The 14,533-nt window shown below is 72.8% G+C and carries 12 protein-coding genes; 4 read left to right on the top strand and 8 right to left on the bottom strand.

Features of this window, described 5'->3' with window-relative positions; genetic code table 11:
* Positions 1-3: 3 nt before the first annotated feature.
* On the top strand, positions 4-936 hold the full coding sequence (locus tag R3E98_06020) for a DMT family transporter (GenBank protein MEZ4422942.1): 933 nt from the start codon (positions 4-6) through the stop codon (positions 934-936).
* A 27-nt stretch (positions 937-963) separates the two neighbouring features.
* Here the strand turns inward: R3E98_06020 and R3E98_06015 are convergent, their stop codons facing one another.
* Both R3E98_06015 and R3E98_06010 read right to left on the bottom strand, forming a co-directional pair.
* Positions 964-1,830: a hypothetical protein gene (locus R3E98_06015; GenBank protein MEZ4422941.1), complete on the bottom strand. Its 867-nt coding sequence runs from the start codon at positions 1,828-1,830 to the stop codon at positions 964-966.
* Between the two features lie 146 nt (positions 1,831-1,976).
* Complete coding sequence (locus R3E98_06010; GenBank protein ID MEZ4422940.1) at positions 1,977-4,133, bottom strand: hypothetical protein; 2,157 nt, start codon at positions 4,131-4,133, stop codon at positions 1,977-1,979.
* Positions 4,134-4,350: 217 nt separating this feature from the next.
* On the opposite strand from R3E98_06010, the gene R3E98_06005 reads away from it, so the two are divergent.
* The 3 genes from R3E98_06005 to R3E98_05995 are packed head-to-tail and all read left to right on the top strand — an operon-like array spanning position 4,351 to position 6,798.
* On the top strand, positions 4,351-5,058 hold the full coding sequence (locus R3E98_06005) for a hypothetical protein (GenBank protein ID MEZ4422939.1): 708 nt from the start codon (positions 4,351-4,353) through the stop codon (positions 5,056-5,058).
* Positions 5,059-5,080: 22 nt separating this feature from the next.
* On the top strand, positions 5,081-6,367 hold the full coding sequence (locus R3E98_06000; protein ID MEZ4422938.1) for a molybdopterin molybdotransferase MoeA: 1,287 nt from the start codon (positions 5,081-5,083) through the stop codon (positions 6,365-6,367).
* Positions 6,364-6,798, top strand: coding sequence for a M23 family metallopeptidase (locus R3E98_05995; protein MEZ4422937.1), 435 nt, complete (start codon positions 6,364-6,366; stop codon positions 6,796-6,798). Before R3E98_06000 ends, R3E98_05995 begins: the two co-directional genes overlap by 4 nt.
* A gap of 40 nt (positions 6,799-6,838) precedes the next feature.
* Here the strand turns inward: R3E98_05995 and R3E98_05990 are convergent, their stop codons facing one another.
* From R3E98_05990 to R3E98_05965, 6 genes are all read right to left on the bottom strand, one after another.
* Complete coding sequence (locus R3E98_05990; protein ID MEZ4422936.1) at positions 6,839-7,825, bottom strand: electron transfer flavoprotein subunit alpha/FixB family protein; 987 nt, start codon at positions 7,823-7,825, stop codon at positions 6,839-6,841.
* A 30-nt stretch (positions 7,826-7,855) separates the two neighbouring features.
* Positions 7,856-8,605, bottom strand: a complete 750-nt coding sequence (locus R3E98_05985; protein MEZ4422935.1) for an electron transfer flavoprotein subunit beta/FixA family protein — start codon at positions 8,603-8,605, stop codon at positions 7,856-7,858.
* Positions 8,606-8,765: 160 nt separating this feature from the next.
* Positions 8,766-10,178 carry a Na+/H+ antiporter NhaC family protein gene (locus R3E98_05980; GenBank protein ID MEZ4422934.1) on the bottom strand — a complete coding sequence of 471 codons (1,413 nt, stop codon included), beginning with the start codon at positions 10,176-10,178 and terminating at the stop codon, positions 8,766-8,768.
* Positions 10,175-10,861: a DNA-3-methyladenine glycosylase gene (locus tag R3E98_05975; GenBank protein ID MEZ4422933.1), complete on the bottom strand. Its 687-nt coding sequence runs from the start codon at positions 10,859-10,861 to the stop codon at positions 10,175-10,177. Before R3E98_05975 ends, R3E98_05980 begins: the two co-directional genes overlap by 4 nt.
* Positions 10,858-12,786, bottom strand: coding sequence for an NYN domain-containing protein (locus R3E98_05970; protein ID MEZ4422932.1), 1,929 nt, complete (start codon positions 12,784-12,786; stop codon positions 10,858-10,860). Before R3E98_05970 ends, R3E98_05975 begins: the two co-directional genes overlap by 4 nt.
* Positions 12,787-12,884: 98 nt before the next feature.
* The gene (locus R3E98_05965) at positions 12,885-14,495 is read right to left on the bottom strand and encodes an AMP-binding protein (protein ID MEZ4422931.1); all 1,611 of its coding nucleotides are present in this window, start codon (positions 14,493-14,495) and stop codon (positions 12,885-12,887) included.
* Positions 14,496-14,533 lie beyond the last annotated feature (38 nt).

Genomic DNA, 14,533 nt, shown 5'->3' with positions numbered 1-14,533 from the left:
GAGCTGGCTCCCCTGCCCCAGGCCCGCGCCACGCCCGCCGCGCCGCTCCCCGACCGGGGCGCCGAGGCGCCCCTGGCCCTGCTGGTCCTGATCTGGGGCCTCAACTTCGCCGTCATCAAGACGGCGTTCGCCTGGGTGCCCCCGCTCGGCTTCAACGCGATCCGCTTCCCCATCGCGTGTCTGGCGCTGTTCGTCGTGCTGCGCGTGCGGGGCCGTTCGCTCCGTCTCCCGCTTCCCGCGCTGCTCCGCATCGGGGTGCTGGGCGTGGTCGGTCATCTCCTGTACCAGGTGCTCTTCATCCGCGGCCTGGAGGTCACCCTGGCCGGCAACGCCAGCGTATTGCTCGCGACCACGCCCATCTGGACCGCGCTCTTCTCCGCGTGGGCCGGGCACGAGCACGTGGACGCACGGGTCTGGGGCGCGGCCCTGGCCAGCCTGGTCGGGATCGTCCTGGTGGCGCTGGGCGGGGGCACGGGCATCGCGCTCGACCGCACCGCGCTCCTCGGAGACCTGGGGCTCGTCCTGGCCTCCGTGGTGTGGTCGGCCTACACGGTCGGCGGGCGCCCGCTGGTCGCGCGTCACGGAGCGCTGCCGGTCACCGCCTGGGCGCTCTGGCTGGGCACGCCGCCCATCCTGGTGGTGGGGCTGCCGTCCCTGACGGACGTCTCCCTGACGTCGCTGCCACTCGCGTTCTGGCTACGCGCGCTCTATGCCGGAGCGTTGGGCCTGGCTGCCGCGTACCTGATCTGGTACCACGCCGTGCGCGTCATCGGCAGCGCGCGGACGGCGCTCTACTCGAACGTGGTGCCCGTGGTGGCCCTCGCCATCGCGTGGGTCTGGCTGGGGGAGCGACCCGCGCCGCTCCAGCTGGCCGGCGCCGCGCTCATCCTCGTCTCGCTGCAACGCGTGCGCGCTCCCCGTTCCGGGCCCCGCTGAGCGGGCCCGCACGCGCGGGACGCCGGCTCAGGCCTTTGGATCCGGCCCCGAGGCCGCGTCCGGCGTCCGTGCCGCCTCGGGCGGGCGCGGCCGGGGCGCAGGACGAGCAGGAGGCAGGCGCTCGGCCGCCGGCGTCGGGGGCAGACCGTTGCGGTACTTGAGCTCGGGGAACTCGTAGAGGAGCAGCCCGCTCTCGGTCACCTCCGAGCGGACGCGGAAGCCGTCGTCCATCTCCATCAGCACCTTCTCGGCCGCCTGCAGGGAGAGGTCCAGCTCCGTGGCCACCTCCGACACGGTCAGCTGCCCGCCCTTCTCCTGCGCCAGCAGCAGGACGCGACGCTCCATGCTCTTGAGGACGGCCTTGCGTCGGTTCTGCAGCGCGGAGTAGCCCCACAGGAAGGAGAGCGAGCCCCCGGCGCCCATCACGCCACCGACGGCGATCATGGCCGCCTCCAGCTCGATGACGCCCATGACGATCATCAAGGCCGCCATGAGCAGCGCGAGCACGCCGGTCACCCGCCGACCGATCCCGCTTCCCGGGAGTGGCTTGGGTGGCTCGATCTCCAGGGGTCGGGGCAGCGCGCCGTTCTGCGGCGCGCTGAGCAACCGGGTGGAGCTCTCCCACCCCAGCCCGCAACTGGGACAGATCCGCCGCTTCCTGCAGACCAACCAGTACGTCAGCCCGCCGATCCCGTACGTGAACAGCGAGAGCCCTGCGAGGACGGCGATGTGGCCGGGGCGGCTGAAGTAGGAGACGCCCTGCCCCCAGTACCCACAGCGGGGACAGCGCCGCACGTTGGCCGTACGGCCGAGCAGACGGGGCGTCGGAGCACCGCAGGTGGGACAGTGGGTGACACCGGCCTCCAGATGCTCCCCGCAGGTGTTGCAGCGCATGGGTCCGTGGGTTGGGGTGCGAAGGGTCCGCCTGGCCCCCGTGTGAGGACAATACGCCATCCCGGCGTCGAAGATTCATCGCTCGGCGGGCGCTCACGCGGCGTTGCGCGACCGGCGCCGGGCCTCGGTCGCACCGCCGTCGCGCGCTAGCGCAGCCGCACCACGCGGAGCTGCACGGCGGCGGACGCGGGAGGCGCGCCGCCCTCGTCCCCGGACAGGCCCAACGCGATCTCCGAGACCTCGTCCCCGGACAGCACGAGATGGGCCAGGGACGAGGGCCGCAGCGTCAGCGGCACGTGCGTCCGTTCCCCCACCAGCGGGATCGGGATCCGCGGCGCCCCGCCCACGGCGGCGCCGACATCCAGGACGGGATAGCCGTAGCGGGGCGGCAGGCCGGGCACGCCGTCGGCCGCCAGCGCCACCCCCCAGTCGCCCAACGCCTCTGCCCAGAGGATCCCGGTGACCTGCTCGACATTGCGGGTGCCGCGCTCGGTCGTGCGGGTGAGCTCACCCAGCACGCGGGTGCCGTAGCGCTCCGTCAGATAGCGCAGGAAGAGCCAGGCGCCCCCCCGCTCCTCCACCGTACCGGCACCCTGCGTGATGATGAGGCTCACGGTGGACGGGTCCCGCAGGTAGTCCCGGCCCCGCACCCGATTCCCTCGCTGGAAGCGATCGCGGCCCGCCAGATCCCCGGCCTGCTCCAGGTGGAGGGCCACCCGATCCTCGGCCATCACGGCGAGCCCCTCCGACAGCCAGGTGGCCTCGGTCCCGGCCGCGGCCCGTACCCGCATCCGCTCGTGGAAGTGGATCAGGTGCTGAAGCTCGTGCGCGATCACGGCCGGCACCCCTTCGAGCACCTCCGAGCGCGCGATGGGCGGCCCGTCGCGGCCGTCGGGATCGGGACGGATCAGGTAGAGCACCTCCCCTTCGTTGGAACCGGGTCGTCCGGGAAGGAGGTCCACGCCGAAGAAGAAGCCCCCCACCCGGCCCTGCCCGCCCGGGGCGCTCAGACCGTTGACCGCTCCCGTGAACAGCAGCGCGACCCGACCGTTGCCGTCCAGGTCGGGCACGTCGCCATAGAGCGACCGGTCCACCTCCCAGATGGGTCCGTCGAAGAGCCCGGCGAGGACGCCCCACGCGGAATCGCCGACCGGCAGCTCGGAAGCGCCCACCTCCGCGTAGAAGACGGCGTGCTCCGCCACGTGGCGCACCTCGGCCTCCACGGGCTCGAAGGTCCCGTCGGCGCGCACCACGTCGAAGGTCCGGGATTCCCCGAGCGCGGGCGTGCGCGCCGGTGGCCCCTTCCCCACCGGGGCGGTGCCCCCGGAATGCGCCGCGGTGGCCTCCAGGCGGGCCAGACGGTCGCGGAGGCCCGCCGGTGCCGGAACGATTCCACCGGGCCGACGGGCCGATCCACGCGGCGGAGCCGTGAGGACGGTGGTGCCGGTCCCGGTCCGGGGAAGGCCGGCGCCGACCAGGACGAACGGCACGGGACCGGTCACCTCGGCCTGGGTCGAGGTCACCTGCACCAAGACCTCGTCCCCGGCGCCCAGGCCCACGCCCACACACGATTGCGCATCGCCCGGGCCCAGCGTCCGGGACTCGCCGACGGCGAGCCGGGGAAGGGCCGCGGCGGCCGTCACCTCCAGGGGCAGCGGGGCGGAGACGCCCGTCGCACCGTGCACCCGGACCTCGGCCGACAGCGCCGGCAGGCAGGGCGGCACCTCGATCTCGAGGCGATCCTGCTCGGCATCCAGCACCCGGCCACGCAGCCCGCCCACCTCGACCCGGCCTCCGGCCGGCGACCAGAGCGCCGCACCCGTCAGGACCAGGGTGCCGCCGGCCGGCGCGGCCGTGGCCGACAGGGCGTCCAGGCGGGGCGCCGCGACGGCCAGCGCAGCGGCCTCCGCCATCGCTCCGCCCTCGAGACGGGCCCGGACGCCATAGGGGCCCGGCACCACGCCGAGCCGAAGCCGGACCCGCGCCCGACCGGTGGCGTCGGTCAGCGCCTCGGTCGGCAGGATGCGCAGCCCGCTTCCCTGCGTGGGCTCCAGCAGGACCCGGCGCCCCGGTGCGCCCGGGCCGCCGCCGCGGGCCCGCACCTCGAGGATCAGGGGCTCGGGCAGCTCCGCGCCGGGGAGGGCGACCTGGCCGTCCCCCGCCACCACCACGATCTCGAGCGGCAGCTCGGAGGGAGCGCTCGGGCCCGCGTCCGCACACGCCGTCAGGCCGAGCAGGGCGAACAGGACCGGCCTGGGCCGGCGGGAGGCGGTCGCTCGCGGATGGGGGAGGACGACGTTCACAAAGCCCGCTCCGGCGCGAACCTGGATGGTCGGCGGGTGTCTTAGCAGAGCGCCGGAACGCGGGAGCGCCCCGGCCTCGGCGGGGCAATGTCGGGCGGGGTGTCCGCGAGCGTCAACGGTCGGGCCGCGCACGATTGGCACTCCACGGCACCGGGGCTAGCTTCCGGCGCGCCACATCCCCGGGGGCGGGCGGATCCAGGAAAAGGAAAGGCACGACGTGATGGTGTGGAAGCGGGTCGGGAAGCGCCTTCGGGTGGCGTGGGCCGTGGTGGGGCTGGCGGCGGTCGCGCAGCCCCTCGTGGCCCAGACGGTGCGCTCGCCGTATCGCGGCATCGAGCGCAGACAGTCCGCCAACGCCTTCGTCGGATACCGGGACGCGGGCACCGGGCGCTTCGGGTATGGCCCCGGCGGAGGTCCGATCTTCGGGCTGCTCTACGACCTGGAGCTCGGCGGGCCCTTCGGCCTGGACGTCATCACCACCGTCCAGTCCACGACGCGCGACGTCATCGATCCCGAGCTTCCCGAAGGCGATCGCGTGACGGGTCAGGCCGACGCGCTGCTCACCTCCATCGAGGCCGGCGTGCGCTTCTCGCTCACCGGACGTCGCACCTGGAACGGCCTGAGCCCCCACCTGCTGATCGGCGGCGGCTGGATCTTCGAGAGCGAGGGCGCCCAACCCGACGACGAGCGCATCCTGGAGGATGATCGCTTCGAGTTCGGGAGCTCGTTCATGACCACGCTGGGGGCGGGCCTGCGCTACCTCCCTTCCCAGCGCCTCATGCTGCGCTCGGACGTGGGCCTGGCGCTCTGGCGTCTGGAGACGCCGGTGGGCTTCGCCGACCCGGACCGCGGCTTCGAAGGGGTCGAGGAGCGGGAGTGGGTGAGCTCCCCCACCCTGCGGCTCACCCTCGGCTTCCGCTTCTGAGCCGGCCCGGCGCGCGCTGCGCGTGACCCCGCTCGACGCCCCGTTCGACACCCGTCCGGCCGACTGGCTGGGCTACGACGAGGCACGGGCGCGGATCCTCGCGGAGGCGCGGCCCCTTCCCGCGGAGCCCGTCTCCGTGCTCGCGGCCCGCGGGCGCGTGCTGGCCGCCCCCCTCACCGCTCCCTTCCGTCTTCCCCCGTGGGACAACTCGGCCATGGACGGCTACGCCGTACGGGCCCAGGACCTGGACCCGCAGGATCCCACTCCCCTCGTGGTCGTGGGCGAGTCCCGTGCGGGCGGGCCGACCGTGGGGCCGCTCGGCGCCGGACAGGCCATCCGCATCATGACCGGGGCGCCGGTGCCTCCGGGCGCGGACGCGGTGGTCCGCGCCGAGGACACCCACCTGGACGGCGAGCACCTGGTCGTCGAGCGAGCGGTGGCGGCCGGGCGGAACATCCGGCGAGGGGGTGAGGACTTCGAGGCCGGCGCCTCCATCGGCGAGGTGGGCGCGCTGCTCACGCCGGCACGCATCGCGCTGCTCGTGGCGGCCGGCTGTACGGAGATACCGGTCCACCGCCGGCCACGGGTGTCGGTCCTGACGTCGGGAGACGAGCTGCTGCCGCCCGGTTCGGTGGACGCCGTGCGCCAGGGACACGGCGTCATCGACAGCAACAGCGCGATGTTGGTGGCGCAGGCGCGGGAGGCCGGGGCCGAAGCCGCATCGACCCTTGCGCTGCCCGACCGTGCCGATGCGCTGCGCGCGGGGATCGAGCGCGCCTGTGCCGGGACGGACCTGCTGGTCACGGTGGGGGGCGCGTCGGTCGGCGCCCACGATCTCTTCAAGCGGGTTCTCGACGGCATGGGCTACCGACCCTCGTTCTGGCGCATCCGGATGCGGCCGGGGAGCCCCGTCTCGTTCGGACATCTGCCCGGCCCCGACGGTCCGGTGGCCGTGCTCGGCCTGCCGGGCAATCCCAGCTCGGCCTTCGTGACCTTCGAGCTGTTCGGGCGTCCCTATCTCGAGGCGCTGGCCGGGCTCCGCCAACCAGGGCCGCGCACCGCGCGCGCGCGGGCCGGCGTGGCGCTCGTGGGCGCGTCCGGTCTGACCGTCTTCGCGCGGGTGCGCGTCCGGGACGACGGAGCCGAGCGTGTGGTGGAGCCCACCGGTCCCCAGGGCTCCGGGCTCATCTCCCCGCTGGCCAGCGCCGACGCGCTGGCGCTCATCCCCCCCGATCCCGGCCGGATCGCGGCGGGCGCGCCCTGCGACATCCTGTGGTTGGGGCGCTCCCCCGGCGCACCGGACGCATGAGACCGGCTGCCGCCGCCCTGGCCGCCCTCCTGGCCGTGGGCGGGTGCGTGCTGCCCACGTGGCCGGTGGGGTCGCGGGTGACCTCCCCGTTCGGCGTGCGGTGGCGCGGCGGACCGGACCTGCATCGAGGGGTGGACCTGGAGGCTCGTCTCGGCACGGACGTGCGCGCGATGGCCGGCGGACGAGTGCGCTTTGCGGGTACGATGCGTGGCTACGGGACCGTGGTGTGGCTGGACCACGGCCGCGACATCCTCAGCGTGTACGCGCACCTCTCGGTGGCGCTCGTCGACGTGGGACGCGAGGTGGAGCGCGGGGAGATCATCGCGCGCAGCGGTCAGAGCGGGGACGCGACCGGCCCCCACCTGCACTTCGAGGTGTGGAAGCGCGGTCGCGAGGTCGATCCCGTGATCTGGCTGGGCGGTTTCCCGTGAACCATGCGGCGGGAGGCATCGCGCCCCCCGTCGCGCTGCGTCAGTCCGTGCGCAGGCGCGCCACCTCTTCGGTGAGTCGCGGCAGCACCTCGAACAGATCCCCCACGATCCCGTAGTCGGCGACCTGGAAGATCGGCGCGTCGGCATCCTTGTTGATGGCCACGATCGTGCCGGCGGTGCGCATGCCCGCGAGATGCTGGATGGCGCCGCTGATGCCGGCCGCGATGTAGAGCCGCGGGGAGACCGTCTTGCCGGTCTGCCCGACCTGCTCGCCGTGGGGCCGCCACCCCGCGTCGACGACGGCGCGCGATGCGCCCAGCCCGGCCTCGGAGCCCAGGGCCGCCACCAGCGCTTCGAGCAGGGGCCAATGCTCGGGGCCGCGCATCCCGCGCCCGCCCGAGACCACGATCGACGCCTCGGCGACATCGACGGCGTCCCCGGCAGCCGCCTCGAAGCCGACGACCCGCGTCCGGAGCGCGGCGTCGGGCACTTCCGGCGTGAACGTCTCCACCGCCGCCTCGGTCGTATGCTCCTGGGCCGGCACGGAGTTGGGCCGTAGCGTGAGCAGGGCCGGCTCGGCCTGGAGCTGGACCCGCTGGAACGCCTTGCCCGCGTAGACCGGTCGGACCGCGTGGACGTTCCCGCCGTCGACCGCGATCTCGGTCACATCCTGCGCGAGCGGCACGTCCAACAGGGCCGCCACGCGCGGCGCCAGGTCCTTGCCAGTGGCGCTCGCCGCGAACACCACGGCCCGCGCGCCCGCGGAACGGACGGCCTCCGCCACGACGGCCGCGTAGGCCTCGGGGCGGACCGTCTCCAGCTCGGCATGCTCGGCCACCCGGACCCGGGTGGCACCCCAGCGACCGGCGTCCCCCGCCGCGGCGGAGAGGCCCGGTGCGCCGACGAGGAGCGCCTCGCAGGTCGTGCCGAGCGCGTCCGCGAGCGTGCGGGCGGCGGTGAGGACCTCGGCGGCGGAGCCACGCGGCGCGCCACCCTTCTGTTCGATGAACGCCAGGACTGGACCCATGGATCTTCGCTTTCTTCCGGAGAGGGCTTTCTAGAGGACCTTGGCTTCGTCGCGCAGCAGACGCACCAGCTCGGGCACCGCGTCGGGGCCTTCGCCCACGATGCGTCCCGCGGGCCGCTCGGGCGGCAGCGTCATCGACGCCACCGTCAAGCGAGGCGGCGCGACCTCGACGGCCTTCTGCTCGAGCGGCTTCTTCTTGGCCGCCATGATCCCCTTGAGCGAAGGGTAGCGCGGCTCATGCGGGCCCTTGGTCATGCTCACGACGGCGGGCAGGGGGAGCTCGACGGTCTCGGTGCCTCCTTCGACCTCGCGGCGGCAGCGCACGACGGCGCCGTCCACCTCGAACGACGAGACCGACGTGGCGCAGGGTCGGCCCAGCAGCGTGCCGACCATGGGGCCCACCTGCTGCTGGTCGTCGTCGATGGCCTTGATCCCGAACAACACGAGCTCGTCCTGCCGGCCCTCCAGCTCCGCGGCCAGGGCCTTGGCGACCGCGAGACCGTCCGCTCCGGCCGCACCTTCGAGCAGGACGGCCTGATCGGCGCCCATCGCCAGCGCCTGTCGCAGGGTCTCCGCTGTCGCGGCGTCTCCGAGCGAGAGCGCGGTCACGGTCGCATCGACGCCCGCTTCCTTGGCCCGCAACGCCGCTTCCAGGGCGAACTCGTCGTACGGGCTCACCACGAACTTCACGCCGCTGGGATCGATGTCGGTCCCGTCCTGGGCGACGCGGACACGCGTCTCGGTGTCGGGCACCCGCTTGACGCAGACGACGATGTTCACGCCCTGCTCCTTTCGTTTGTTGCGTCCGGACAACGGTACGTCGGGCCCGGCCACGCCGGGCCGGGCCGCTCTACCCGCGGGTCACAGCGAGGGTCCCGGTGCGGCGGTCGACCCCGGACGGATCGCCGAGAAGCGTGCGCTCCACGGGGACACCGTCCACTCAGAGGCCGGCGCCCACGAGCGCGAAGCACAGGGCCGCGGCCCCGCCGGCGATCAAGGCGTAGGGCAGCTGCGTGCGCACATGGTCGATGTGATCGGTCGCCGCCGCCATCGAGGCGATGATGGTGGTGTCGCTGATGGGCGAGGCATGGTCGCCGAACACGCCACCGGACAAGGAAGCCGCCACGAACGGCGCCGCCGGCAGCCCGAGCGTGGCCGCCGCCGGCACGGCGATCGGGAGCATGATCGCGAACGTGCCCCAGCTCGTGCCGGTCGAGAACGCGATGCCGGCGGAGACCGCGAAGATCAGCGGCAGGAACAGGACCGGCGGCAGGAGCCCGGCGGTGACGTGGGCCACGTAGGCGCCGGTGCCGAGCTCCGTGGTGACCGCGCCGAGCGCGAGCGCCAGTTGGAGGATGAGCGCGAGCGGCACCAGACCGCCCGCGCCCTTCAGCGCGATGCGCATCAGCTCGTCCAGCGTGAACGCGCGCTGGGCGAGCAGCAGGATCCACGACAGCGCCAGGGCGGACAACACCGCCCACAGCACGGACGTGGAGCCTGAGCCGTCGCGCAGGTCGCCGTTGCCGGTGATGAACAGACCGATCGGCATCATCACCACCATGAACACGATCGGCAGGATCATGTTCAGCGCGCGCGGGGGGATCCGGTCGGTCGCGGGTGGCGCCGTCACGTCCTCGCTCACCATCGGCTGCGCACCTTCGCGCAGCACCAGTCCGGTGGCGGCCCGTTGTTCGGCACGCTTCATCGGGCCCAGGTCGATCTTGAAGAGGATGGTCAGGGCCGCCAGCCCCACCGCGAAGAACGCGTAGAAATTGAAGGCGATCGAGCGGACGAACACGCCGAGCGGGTCCTCGACGCCCAGCTCGGTCAGGATGCCGAGGTTGTAGGCGCCCCACGCGTTCAGGGGGATGAGGATGCAGATGGGCGCGGAGGTGGAATCGATGAGATACGCCAGCTTCTCGCGCGAGGCGCGGAAGCGATCGAAAAGCGGACGCGAGACCGAGCCGGCGACCAGCACCGTGATGTTGGACTCGATGAAGATGACGACGCCCACCGCCCACGCGAGCCACTGCGCGCGGGTGGCGTTGTGCACGAAGCGCCCCTCCTCGAGCCGGTGCACGAAGCCGCGCACGCCACCGGACGCCTCGAGCGTGCGGATCAACGAGCCGATCACCAGCGTGAAGAGGATGACCTTCGCGTTGCCTGCGTCGCCCACGACGTCGACCACCCCATCGATGGCACGGCCGAGGCCCGTGCCCACGTTCCAACCGGAGAGCATGGTCCAGCCCAGCCAGACGCCCGCCGCCAACGACAGGTAGACCTGCCGGGTCGCGATCGCGAGAACGATGGCGAGCACGGGAGGGAGCAGGGCCAACCAACCGGGTTCGATCATGACGTCTCCAGGGTGGCGAGCGCGTCGAGGAAGGAGGAGGACCGGCGAGCAGGACGACCGCGGGCGCGGGAGACGGCCGGCTCATCCCGGACGCTGAAGCGGAGCGGCCACTCCCCGGCGCGGGAGATCCCCACGCGGCCGCCGACGCGCACCGCTGCGGGCGCGACGTCCCAGCCGGCCGTCAGGTGGAGGGGGGGTCGGTCCAGGGGATGTCCGTCCAGATCCAGGGTGATGCCCAGCGCGCGACAGAGTCGGGCCGGACCGGAGCAGAGGTCGTCGGCCCGATCCCGGCGGCGGGCCATCGACGCCCGGCCCTCCAGAGGATGCAGGGCGCGAACGAGAACGGCCAGAGGGCGGCCTACGGGACCGGTGACGACGTTGACGCAGTCGTGCAGACCGTAGATGCGGTAGACGTAGGCGGTGCCCGCAGGCCCGAACATGGTGGCGTTGCGGGCCGTGCGCCCGATGCGGGCAGCCGCGTGCGAGGCAGGGTCGGCGGGGCCGATGTAGGCCTCCGTCTCGACGATCACCCCGGAGGTGCGCACGCCGCCCACGTCGGACACGAGCACGGCGCCCAGGAGGGCCCGCGCGGCCTCGACCGGGGAGGCCGGCAGCGTCGGCAGATCGAACGGCGCCTGGACCGGGGGACGGTCCGCCCCGGTCCAGGGCGGCGTTCGGCTCACTCGCTCGCGGGTGATCCGTCCGAGGGCGCGCTGCCGTCCGACTTCGGCGCCTTCACGACCTGGCCTTCGAGCAGCGGCGGCGGGCCTTCACGCCCGCGCGTGCGCTTCTGCTGGCGCGGGGTCAGGCCCCCGCTCCGACCCGACGAGGCCGGCGCCTCGGCCGTACGGGTCGCCGAAGCGACCTCGACCGCGGCGCGTTCCACGGGCGGCTCCGGCTCGGCCGCGTGCTGCGGCTCCGGGTCCGGTTCGGGCTGGGCCCGTGCGGAGCGCCGGGGCTCGCGCTCCGGCCGCTCGGCAGGCGCATCCTCCACGTGGGCCTCGGGCTCCACCGGAGCGGCCTCGGCCGGTCCGCGGGACGCGCCGTCCTCCGGCTCGTCGACCTCCGAGGAGCGGTCGGCCGCCGCGGAGCGCCGCCCGCGGCCGCGCTCCGGCGCCTCCGCCTGGGGCTCGTCGTCGCCGTTGCGGCGCCGCCGGCCACGCCGGCTCTCGCGCCCGCCCTGGTCGTCGTCCTCGGAGGCGGCGGCTTCACGCTCCCGGCGGCTTCGACGCTCGCTCCGCGGCGACTCGTCCTCCTCCGCCGGCTGGCTGTCGCGGTCCCGCCGGCCGCGCCGGCTCTCGCGCTCGTTCCGATCGTCGTCGTCGGAGGCGCGTGCTTCACGCCCGCTGCGACCACTCCGGCCGCGGCGGCCGTTGCCCTCACCCTCCTCGCGCTTGTCGTCGCGCTTGCGACCGCGGCCGTCCCGACTGCGACCTCCGCTGGCGGAGCGCCCGCCTCCCGGCAGGGCGACCTCGTACTGGCCGTTGTCCAGGCGCTCGATCTTCACGATGCGATCGTCGTGCGCCTGCTTGAGGAACTTGCTGAACTTGGGAAAGCCCAGCTCGCCCTCGTCGAACGACGAGCGGAGCTGCAGCATGCGGCGCTTGACGTCGGAATCCCGGGCCGGATCGCGCCCCGAGTCCTTGAGCTCCTGCACGGCCTCGCGCAGCAGGCTGTAGGCGCGGTCCAGGGTGTCCGGGCGGGACTCGACCTCGACCACCTCCAGGTCTTCCTGCTCGTGGGCGACCGACGGCTCGACGTCGGCATCCGGCAGCGAGGGCTCCGCCCGCACCGCGCGTACCGAGCGCCGCGTGCGCTTCTGCGAGCGCTTGCCGCGCCCCGGGCCGACCTCGTACTGGCCGTTGTCCAGCTTCTTGAGCTCGATGAGCCCCTTCCCCGCGGCCTCGGCCAGGAACTTGGAGAACTTCGCGAAGCCGAACTTGCGCTCCTCGAAGCTGGCGTCCAGCTCCACCATGACCTGCTTGAGCCGGTCGGAGCGCATCACGTCGCTCCGTTCGACCATGCGCTCCACGGCCTTCTCCACCAGCACCCACGGGTCGAATTCCACCCGCTCGGCGTCTGTGGTCTTCTGCAGGCCGGTCAGCGTGCTGTACGAGTAGTACTCGTCGCAATTCTGGACGAGGATGTCGGAGCTGGACTCCTGGAGCCCGACCCCGATCACGTACTTGCCGTACTCCTTCAGCTTGAGCACCAGGCTGGAGAAGTCGCTGTCTCCGGAGAGCAGGATGAACGTGTAGATCTCGGGCCGGATGAACACGAGCTCGAGCGCATCGATCGCGAGCCGGATGTCGGTCGCATTCTTCTTCGAGCTGCCGTAGGCCGGCGCGAAGATGAGGTCGATGGACGCCTCGGACAGCGGCACGATGTACTGCGGATACCGGCGCCAGTCGGCGTAGGCTCGCTGGACCGCCACCTTCCCGCGGATCACCTCCGAATTCAGGAGCAGCTTCAGCTCCCGGGAGAGATCACTGCGGATCCCCATGGTGACGTTGTCGAAATCGATGAGGAGAGCGGCGTTGTGCCCCCGATCGAGGGCGCCGTGCAGGGGCGTCGCGACGTGCGGAGCCCGATGGAATGGGTTGTTCATGTCCTTCTTCTGTGCTTTCGCAGCAAAGTTGTAGATGTGCCGCGAAGCCGCCTCGCCCGCCCCACTCCTCTCGGACGTGGGACGTGGTGGAGGGAGCCTCACGCCTCCAAGTTGGCGCCAGAGCTCGTGCCGGCGGCAAGCCGCCGGGCGAGGTCCTGGCGCCGCACCTTACCCGTACCTGTAAGGGGCAATGCGTCGAGGAACGTCACCGCGTCTGGAATCTTGTACGCCGCCAACGTGACGGCGCACCAATCGCGGATCTCCTCGTGCGTGACGATCGCGCCCTCTTCCGGGACGACGCACGCATGGATGGCCTCACCCCGGACGTGATCCGGGACGCCGACCACGGCAATGGCGCGCACCGAGGGGTGGTCCTGGATACGGGACTCCACCTCGAGAGGGTACACGCTCAAGCCGTCGCGAATGATAACGTCTCGCCGACGGCCCACCAAATGGAGGTACCCGTCCTCGTCGAGGAGGCCCAGGTCGCCCGTCTGCAAGAATCCGTCCGGATCCATCTGGTCGGCCGTCAGGCGGGGCTGTCGATAGTACCCGCGCATGAGGCCGGGGCCCCGCACGGCGATCTCCCCCACGCTCTCGGGCGGAAGGGGCCGTCCATCGGGGCCCAGGACCCGGATCTCCGTCCCCGGCAGGGGCCGCCCGACCGTCTGCCGTCGCTTCGGTGCCGGATCGCCCGGACCGGTCAGGGAGACCGTGGAGCTGGTCTCCGTCACGGAGTAGGCGACCTCGAGGCCCGGACAGAGCTCGCTCCGGAGCGCGTCCAGGAGATCCTCCCCCAGGGCCGCCCCCGAGACGATGCCGGCCCGCAGCGAGGCCAGGGCGCGAGGACGGGTCCGCTGCTCCAGCAGCTCCGCCCGGAGCAGGGGCGGTACCCCGTAGTGGACGGTCACCCCGTGTCGCTCGATCAGATCGAGGGTCTCCCCGACCGCGGAGCTCTCCTGGAGCACGAGGCTCGCACCGGCCAGAACGGTGCCCAGCAGGCCGGGCCCGATGCCGAAGGCGTGGAAGAGCCCCGTGACGCCGATCACGCGATCGTAGGCGTCCAGACCGAGCAGACGCGCCGTGGCCGCCGCGACGGCCAGCACGCTCGCGTGCGTCAGCTCGACCGCCTTGGGCTTGCCGGTGGTGCCGGCCGTATACAACAGGGAGAACGACTGCGTGCCCGGATCGAGCGGGGGCGCGTCATAGTCCCGCCCCGCTCCGGCCGAGAGCGCATCCTCGAACTGGTAGATGCGGTCGTCGTACCAGAGGTCCTCGCTGCCGACCGTGACCAGATGTTGCAGGTCGGGCAGGCGGGGGAAGAGATCCTCGAAGCGGGCCAGGTAGTCGATGTCGTCGACGCCCTCGACCACGACGGCGCAGACCGCCTGCGAGTGACGCAGGACGAACTGGAGCTCCGGCGCCATGATGCGCGGGTTGATCGGAACGACCACCGCGCCGAGCTTCGCGGCCGCGAAGAGGGAGATGACGTATTCGGGCCAGGCCGGCAGCACCAGCGCGACCCGGTCGCCGGCCCCGATGCCGAAGCCCGCGAGCGACGCGGCGAGCGCCTCGGCGCGCATCTCGACGCGCCCATAGGTCAGCACGTCGTTCCCGAAGAAGAGGAAGGGATCCTCGGGATTCGAGGTGGCCCGGCTGGCAAGCGCCGAGGCGACCGTCAGATCAGTGACGCGTTCGAACAGCGCCATCCGACTCCACGTGCATGGTGCGATGGATGCCGTCTCCG

The organism is Gemmatimonadota bacterium, assembly GCA_041390125.1.
GTDB lineage: Bacteria > Gemmatimonadota > Gemmatimonadetes > Longimicrobiales > Gaopeijiaceae > JAGQIF01.
Note: the sequence above shows the minus strand (reverse complement) of the source record. Positions and strands in the feature narration are given on the sequence as shown.

What these genes read in the sequence shown, in the direction of transcription:
- R3E98_06015 (MEZ4422941.1), bottom strand. Translation starts at nt 1,830, where the DNA reads ATGCGCTGCAACACCTGCGGGGAGCATCTGGAGGCCGGTGTCACCCAC.
- R3E98_05995 (MEZ4422937.1), top strand. Translation starts at nt 6,364, where the DNA reads ATGAGACCGGCTGCCGCCGCCCTGGCCGCCCTCCTGGCCGTGGGCGGG.
- R3E98_05990 (MEZ4422936.1), bottom strand. Translation starts at nt 7,825, where the DNA reads ATGGGTCCAGTCCTGGCGTTCATCGAACAGAAGGGTGGCGCGCCGCGT.
- R3E98_05980 (MEZ4422934.1), bottom strand. Translation starts at nt 10,178, where the DNA reads ATGATCGAACCCGGTTGGTTGGCCCTGCTCCCTCCCGTGCTCGCCATC.
- R3E98_05970 (MEZ4422932.1), bottom strand. Translation starts at nt 12,786, where the DNA reads ATGAACAACCCATTCCATCGGGCTCCGCACGTCGCGACGCCCCTGCAC.
- R3E98_05965 (MEZ4422931.1), bottom strand. Translation starts at nt 14,495, where the DNA reads ATGGCGCTGTTCGAACGCGTCACTGATCTGACGGTCGCCTCGGCGCTT.